Annotated in this window: 8 protein-coding genes and 1 pseudogene; 6 read left to right on the forward strand and 3 right to left on the reverse strand. The window is 42.9% G+C overall.

Going from position 1 to position 6,000, the window contains the following annotated elements; translation table 11 throughout:
* Positions 1 to 14 precede the first annotated feature (14 nt).
* Positions 15 to 1,028 (forward strand): acyltransferase, encoded by a 1,014-nt coding sequence (locus ACQEXS_RS20950; protein WP_427015077.1) that lies wholly within the window; start codon positions 15 to 17, stop codon positions 1,026 to 1,028.
* 51 nt (positions 1,029 to 1,079) lie between these two features.
* Here ACQEXS_RS20950 and ACQEXS_RS20955 read toward each other — a convergent pair whose 3' ends face one another.
* Positions 1,080 to 1,409 carry a DUF2500 domain-containing protein gene (locus ACQEXS_RS20955; protein WP_427012122.1) on the reverse strand — a complete coding sequence of 110 codons (330 nt, stop codon included), beginning with the start codon at positions 1,407 to 1,409 and terminating at the stop codon, positions 1,080 to 1,082.
* 270 nt (positions 1,410 to 1,679) lie between these two features.
* On the opposite strand from ACQEXS_RS20955, the gene ACQEXS_RS20960 reads away from it, so the two are divergent.
* The 4 genes from ACQEXS_RS20960 to ACQEXS_RS20975 all read left to right on the forward strand — a co-directional run bounded on the left by ACQEXS_RS20960 (position 1,680) and on the right by ACQEXS_RS20975 (position 4,597).
* A complete protein-coding gene (locus ACQEXS_RS20960; protein ID WP_427015078.1) occupies positions 1,680 to 2,048 on the forward strand; it encodes a DUF4145 domain-containing protein in 369 nt (122 codons plus the stop codon).
* Positions 2,049 to 3,003: 955 nt separating this feature from the next.
* Positions 3,004 to 3,627, forward strand: a complete 624-nt coding sequence (locus ACQEXS_RS20965; protein ID WP_427015079.1) for a lysoplasmalogenase — start codon at positions 3,004 to 3,006, stop codon at positions 3,625 to 3,627.
* A 65-nt stretch (positions 3,628 to 3,692) separates the two neighbouring features.
* Positions 3,693 to 3,929, forward strand: coding sequence for a YecH family metal-binding protein (locus ACQEXS_RS20970; RefSeq protein ID WP_367987552.1), 237 nt, complete (start codon positions 3,693 to 3,695; stop codon positions 3,927 to 3,929).
* Between the two features lie 83 nt (positions 3,930 to 4,012).
* On the forward strand, positions 4,013 to 4,597 hold the full coding sequence (locus ACQEXS_RS20975) for a YhgN family NAAT transporter (protein ID WP_367987551.1): 585 nt from the start codon (positions 4,013 to 4,015) through the stop codon (positions 4,595 to 4,597).
* A gap of 37 nt (positions 4,598 to 4,634) precedes the next feature.
* Here ACQEXS_RS20975 and ACQEXS_RS20980 read toward each other — a convergent pair whose 3' ends face one another.
* Complete coding sequence (locus tag ACQEXS_RS20980; protein WP_367987550.1) at positions 4,635 to 4,901, reverse strand: DUF1145 domain-containing protein; 267 nt, start codon at positions 4,899 to 4,901, stop codon at positions 4,635 to 4,637.
* Entirely contained in the window at positions 4,898 to 5,497 is a 600-nt protein-coding gene (rsmD, locus tag ACQEXS_RS20985; RefSeq protein WP_427012121.1) for a 16S rRNA (guanine(966)-N(2))-methyltransferase RsmD, read from the reverse strand. Before rsmD ends, ACQEXS_RS20980 begins: the two co-directional genes overlap by 4 nt.
* Before the next feature lie 261 nt (positions 5,498 to 5,758).
* Here rsmD and ACQEXS_RS20990 point away from each other — a divergent pair.
* Positions 5,759 to 6,000, forward strand: a pseudogene (locus tag ACQEXS_RS20990) (signal recognition particle-docking protein FtsY); the annotation flags it as partial.

The raw sequence follows: 6,000 nt of genomic DNA on the forward strand, positions 1-6,000 counted from the left end.
TTGGGCATGGTGACGTGAGAGAACGAATTCGCTTTTTTGATTTATTGAGGTGTGTAGCTGCAATTGCAGTTATCGCGATCCATGTCTTGGCTCCTTACCGCTCAGAACTCGGAGTGATCCCATTTGGAGAATGGTTTACAGCCGTTGGGTTGAACAGCGTTATTCGGTGGGCGGTTCCAGTGTTTATTCTGATCACCGGTGCCTTAATGCTTAGTGATACGCGTCCCTTTGAACTGGGGTACTACATTAAGCGTCGTCTGGGAAAAGTGTTGGTTCCTTTCATTATTTGGTCACTGTTTTATGCTTGGTTTTCCGGTTGGACAATCAATGGCTACGATAGCGCTATTGCCAAAGACGTACTGAGCAATGGACTTGAACACGCCACCTATTATCACCTTGGATTCTTTTATTATTTCATTCCGCTCTACTTCGTCATTCCTTTATTTCAGTGGATGGTCCGTCACTTAGATAGTGCAGCGCTGTACGCTTACTTAGCCGTTTGGTTAGTGACGACCATCCTATTTTTGCTACGTATTGATGGTCCATGGAGTGCCGAATTGTGGCTCTATAGTGGTTACTTGCCGCTTGGCTATGTGTTGTATCAAAAGGTGCCACTCAATCGAGCTGTCATCGGCATTTTTACCCTACTTGGGGTCACTGCATTACTATTGACAGCTTATATGGTGATTTCTGTTAGCGTGGCTAATGGAGAGTACAGTGTGGGCCGCTGGCTTTCCTACAAAACGCTTAATGTGGTTGTTGCTGCGAGTATGATCTTTATGCTGTGCCGTTATGCGGGAGAATCACTCTCGGTACGTGCCAATCAAATCGTTGCCTTTATCAGTCAACATAGTTTGGGCATTTACTTGCTGCATCCCATTTTTTTATGGCCGATGAAAACCTACGCTTGGCATGATGGGCATCCGGTTTGGGTGATCCCTTTCTGGGTGATCATTAGTGGAGCGGGGGCGTTAGCTTTGAGTTGGTTGCTTTCCCGTTGGAATAAAACGCGTTGGCTCTTGCCTTAGAGGGAGAGACCTTTCTCTTAAATCCATGTTCTAGCGAAAGGTCGCAGTGTTTTATCGGCGTAGGGCGAAGTGAAGAAATTTATCGCCTTGATAAGTTAACATGCCTTTATCTCCGGGATTGAGTGCATGGTAGTAGTGAATGCCGACTTGAAATTCACGCTTCGGCCCAATTTTCCCTTTTTGAACGTAAATCCAGTACTCTTGATCGTCTTGTCCTGGTTGAACCTCGTCGACCTCGATAGCCTGCTTATCTAAAATCGTGACTTCTGCGGTTTGCTCGGGGGCATCCTTCCCTTGAATATGCCGACGATAAAAGCCAACAAAAACCCATCCGGCTAAAACAGCCAGCAAAACTACAGCAGCAAAAAGCGAAATAGGCATGTCATCCTCCTGATTTAAGGCTTTATTCTAACGATTTTCTCTACCACTTACCGTTGAGCCAACACATCCTTTTTTGAGTTTTTAGTTACAAGTAATGAAAATACGATCGAGGTCACTCACCATAATTGCGTAAAAAATACGCACTTAGATGCATTTTGTTCTATTTATTGATTCTCTTGCACAAATTTATCTTACGCCTGTCGTAAAACCTCAGCAGATATAGAAGAATGAGGAAACACACCCTAAACTTATATGCGATGGAGGGAAGCCATGTCGGATATGGAGAAAGTGGTTGCGCGCACCCGTAAAATTGAGCGGTTGCTTCGAGAGCAATATCACGCAGAGGGAACGGGGCTGCATCAATTAATTACGAGCTGTGAGGAACGGTTGCCTCACGATGTGATTGAGAAACTCAGATACATTGCGACTGTACGTAATAAAGCTGCGCACGAAGAAGAATTTGCTTTAGATGACTCTCAAGCTTTTCTTGCAGTTTGCGATGAATGTGAAAAAGAACTCACACCTCGAAGTGGGCGCTTTATCTGGCGAGCTGCAATTATGTTGATGATGCTGATCACCTTAGCCGCTATTTTGTTTTATTACGCACATTGGGATGTACTTAGCCAGCATTTGCAATGAAATCGATAGGATAACTTAAGAAAAACACTGTTTTATAGTTTGACCAATCTTTCAGCTTTACCGCTAAAATACACTGATTTTGGTGATCTAATAGACAGAAAATAAAAAAGGGACGCGAAAGCGTCCCTTTTTTATTTTTGACTGGTAATTAGTACATCATCGGCAGCGTCATTAGGCCAACTACTACCGCGATCATTACAAGTCCTTGTTTTTGTGATGATGTAATCATAACACTGCTCCTTAAAAGTGATGTTTAACTGTATGTTTTTTAGAATAGCAGTGTTTTTGTGGTTTGATCAAGTTGTTTTCTGTCAAAGCCACAAAAAAATAACTTTGTCATGACGACAAATGCCATTTTTAGGCCGATATTTTATGAGTTTTCTTAGTGTTTTTTGTTTGGGCTATATCTATTTTTGAACTTGATTCTTGTGTAACTTATTGTTTTTGTTTTGATTTTCGTGTTGTTTAATTCGTGTTCGAATTGAAAAGTTTGTATTTTGTGGTTTAGGGCCTTTCAGCAAGATCGATCTTACATTGGTCTGACTATTTATTATAAAACAATCTCTACATGATATTAATTCTCATCAATTGCCTAGTTAAGATCGCTTGTAGAAGAGAAATTTGTTCCGCTCGAGTGTGGTGTGACGTGATAAAGAATGATGTTATTTGAGTTTTATGTTTTAACTTATTGATTTAAATTAATATTGTTGATAATTTCTATTGGTTAACTTTCGTATTAGATGGCTGTTTTTGTGTTTTATCTGCGAAATTTACTGAACTTGAGCCAATGTGTCAGAAATGGAGACTATGTCTTAAAGGTGAATGATGAAGCAGCGTTGAGACAAGCTATGATGAGCACGATGAAGCACAATCAAGATCCAAGTTTTGTAACCGCCGACTGGACATATTAATTGTCCTCCATACACTGGCGTCGAATGAAACAAGAGGTGTCTACATGTGGAGCTGGCTTTCTGTAGCCCTAGCCGGGTTTATCAGTATTTCTGCAAGTGAAAACAATAATAAGTTTCAGGCTGCTACGTTTAAAACGCTCACGCTGTCTCTGTTGTTATTTATGCTTTTGACTCAAGTGGGGGATTTGGGTACCTCGTTAGTATGGATTGCGGGTGGGCTTATTGTTTCAATGCTTGCTGATGCCCTATACATCTTCAGGCGGAAGCAACGACTGTGTTTTGCGTTCTTTCTACTTGCGCAATTGAGTTACAGTAAATTCTTTTGGCTTCAATTATCTGGCGATATCGTTTGGTGGTTGCCTGCTATGCTACTTGGTGCGGCTGTGGTGGCGTTTTTCTTATTGCTGCCCAAAATCGATCGTTTTATTTTTCCTGTTGTCATCATGGGGATGGTCTTGATACAGCTCAATTGGGCGGCGGGTGAAGTATGGTTGTTGGAACGTACAAGCTCAGCTGCCTTAGCATTTGCAGGAACACTGACGCTAACGGCTTCTGCAGCAGTATTGGCACTCCATGACTACCGTCACTCGATTGCTCTTGGCCAGTATTTGATCTCTGGTAGCTACTTACTGGCGCATGCATTGATTACCGCTTCTCTGATTATCTAAAATCAAAGTTTTCAGTCATGCTTTTGCTATGCTTCAGCCTGTGCTCGCAAAAAAGAGGAATGATGATGTCGAATGAAATTCACGCTCACAATGTACTTAATCTATTACGTGAAACGCCAATGACTGAGTCGGAATTGCGTCAAGCGGTTGCGACTGAATTTGGTGACGATGCTCAATTCCGGACGTGCAAGCTTAGTGGTTTTGATCTTGATAAGCTGCTTATGTTCTTTGTTGAGCGACAAAAGATTGTGGCTATCGAAGGCAAATGGCATATCAACGCAGAGCGTGTTTGCAGTCACTAATGCTTTCGACATGGCCTGTTGGCTAACAATCCGCCGCTTTGATTGTTATACTGCGGCGATTGTTCGTTTGCAGGCTTACACACATGGATATTCTTTCTGCCGCGACCATGCTTTTTCTTATCATGGACCCGCTTGGTAACCTTCCGATTGTTCTATCGATACTGAAACATCTCGATCCGGCGCGCCGTCGTAAAGTCTTGATCCGAGAGCTTATATTCGCATTGCTCATTTTGATGTTATTCCTTTTTGCCGGACGAAGCATTCTCGGGTTTTTACACGTGCAGCCAGAAACATTGAGTATTTCTGGCGGGATCATTCTGTTTATTATCGCGATTAAGATGATATTTCCGAGTGCTGGCAGCATTACCGGGTTGGCCGCCGGGGACGAACCTTTCATCGTACCGATGGCGATTCCAATGATTGCAGGGCCTTCCGTTATTGCGGCTTTATTATTGTTGTCGACTCAGCATCCCGATAAATTGCTAGAGCTTTCTGGCGCTGTTATTTTAGCGTGGGGCGCGACTTTCTTTATTCTGATGTTTTATGGATTTTTCCATCGCGTGTTAGGTGAGCGAGGGCTTAAAGCCGTTGAGCGCTTGATGGGCTTATTGTTGGTGATGATTTCAACCCAGATGTTCCTAGATGGATTAAAGGGTTACTTAGCTTAAAACGTAAAACGCCACTCAATGAGTGGCGTTTTGATTATTAGGTCATGTGTTTTCGGCGAATATCGAGCAAGGCAAAAATCCCAAACGCCAATATCGACCACTTTTCCCATCGGCTCATATTAATTTTGTCACCAAAGGCCCCAACAAAGATAAGCATTTGCAAGCCATGCATAAAGAACAGAAATGCTGTTAGTATGTATAGTGCGATGGCTGCTTTACCAGGGAATGGGTAAAAGAAGTTTAAAAACAAAACAAACCAAACAAATCCTATTGCTGCTTTGGCGAGCGTAAGCAAAATTTTCATAATGACGTCCTTTCAAATAATCGGTAGCTGACTTGTCCTGCTTGCTTTTCGCGATGCAGATGCCAGTTTTCTGGAATGCCTTCCAGCGTGAGTTCCTTTTCTGTCTCAATATAGATCATTGCGTCATCAGCCAACCAGCCATTTTGCTCGAGTAAGCTTATCGTTTCGCTGAGCAAGCCTTTACGAAAAGGCGGATCAATGAAGACCACATGATGAGGCGTACCTTGCTGCTGCAAAAAACTCAGCGCATCAGTGTTGTGTGCACTGAGGTTACTGGCGTTAAGTGCGTTGATGTTCTGTTGTAACTGCTTGAATGCGTCGTTATTGAGCTCAATCAATGTTACGTGTTCTGCTTGGCGAGAGGCTGCTTCAAAACCTAGGCCGCCAGAGCCTGCAAATAAATCCAGACATTTTGCTTGGGGAACATCTTGAGCGAGCCAGTTAAAGACCGTTTCTTTCACTCTATCTGTGGTTGGACGTAACCCTTCAGCATTATGAACTGGCAGTTTTCTGCCTCGCCATAAGCCGCTGATGATACGAACAAAGCCCGTGGATGGCTTTTTTTGTGATGTGTTTTGCTGGCGACGTCTTACCATAGATTTTTTGACCGTTAATTAAGTGATACTATATCCAGTCGCCCAGGAAATGAACCTGGATACAGCCCAAAATTTTATGATGACAGAGTGTATACCTAAACCCCTAGTGGATGCATTAAGCAAATTACTTAATGCATTGCCTCAAGAGTGCAACGTGCTAGGAAAGTTTTCATAACTTTGTCATTTGTTTTTCTTGCGCATGGATAATCGCTGCACAAGAAAAATCAGCGTTAAATACAGTAAATCTAGGAAATCCCCCAGATGACGGAAAAAAAGAAGCGTGGATTACTCTCTTGGCTTGGCTTTGGAGATGACGAGCAAACCAAACAATCGGTAGATCAACAACAACCAGAACAAGAACAAACTGAAAGTGTGGAAGCACCAACGGAAGTTGTTGAATCTGTCGAAGAAGACGAGACACTGCGTGCAGAAGCAGAAGCAGAAGCAGAAGCAGAAGCAGAAGCAGAAGCAGAAGCAGAAGCAGAAGCAGAAGCAGAAGCAGA

This window comes from Vibrio sp. TRT 17S01, assembly GCF_050113695.1.
Lineage (GTDB): Bacteria > Pseudomonadota > Gammaproteobacteria > Enterobacterales > Vibrionaceae > Vibrio.

What these genes read in the sequence shown, in the direction of transcription:
- ACQEXS_RS20970 (WP_367987552.1), top strand. Translation starts at nt 3,693, where the DNA reads ATGTCGAATGAAATTCACGCTCACAATGTACTTAATCTATTACGTGAA.
- ACQEXS_RS20960 (WP_427015078.1), top strand. Translation starts at nt 1,680, where the DNA reads ATGTCGGATATGGAGAAAGTGGTTGCGCGCACCCGTAAAATTGAGCGG.
- rsmD (WP_427012121.1), bottom strand. Translation starts at nt 5,497, where the DNA reads ATGGTAAGACGTCGCCAGCAAAACACATCACAAAAAAAGCCATCCACG.
- ACQEXS_RS20955 (WP_427012122.1), bottom strand. Translation starts at nt 1,409, where the DNA reads ATGCCTATTTCGCTTTTTGCTGCTGTAGTTTTGCTGGCTGTTTTAGCC.
- ACQEXS_RS20975 (WP_367987551.1), top strand. Translation starts at nt 4,013, where the DNA reads ATGGATATTCTTTCTGCCGCGACCATGCTTTTTCTTATCATGGACCCG.
- ACQEXS_RS20965 (WP_427015079.1), top strand. Translation starts at nt 3,004, where the DNA reads ATGTGGAGCTGGCTTTCTGTAGCCCTAGCCGGGTTTATCAGTATTTCT.
- ACQEXS_RS20980 (WP_367987550.1), bottom strand. Translation starts at nt 4,901, where the DNA reads ATGAAAATTTTGCTTACGCTCGCCAAAGCAGCAATAGGATTTGTTTGG.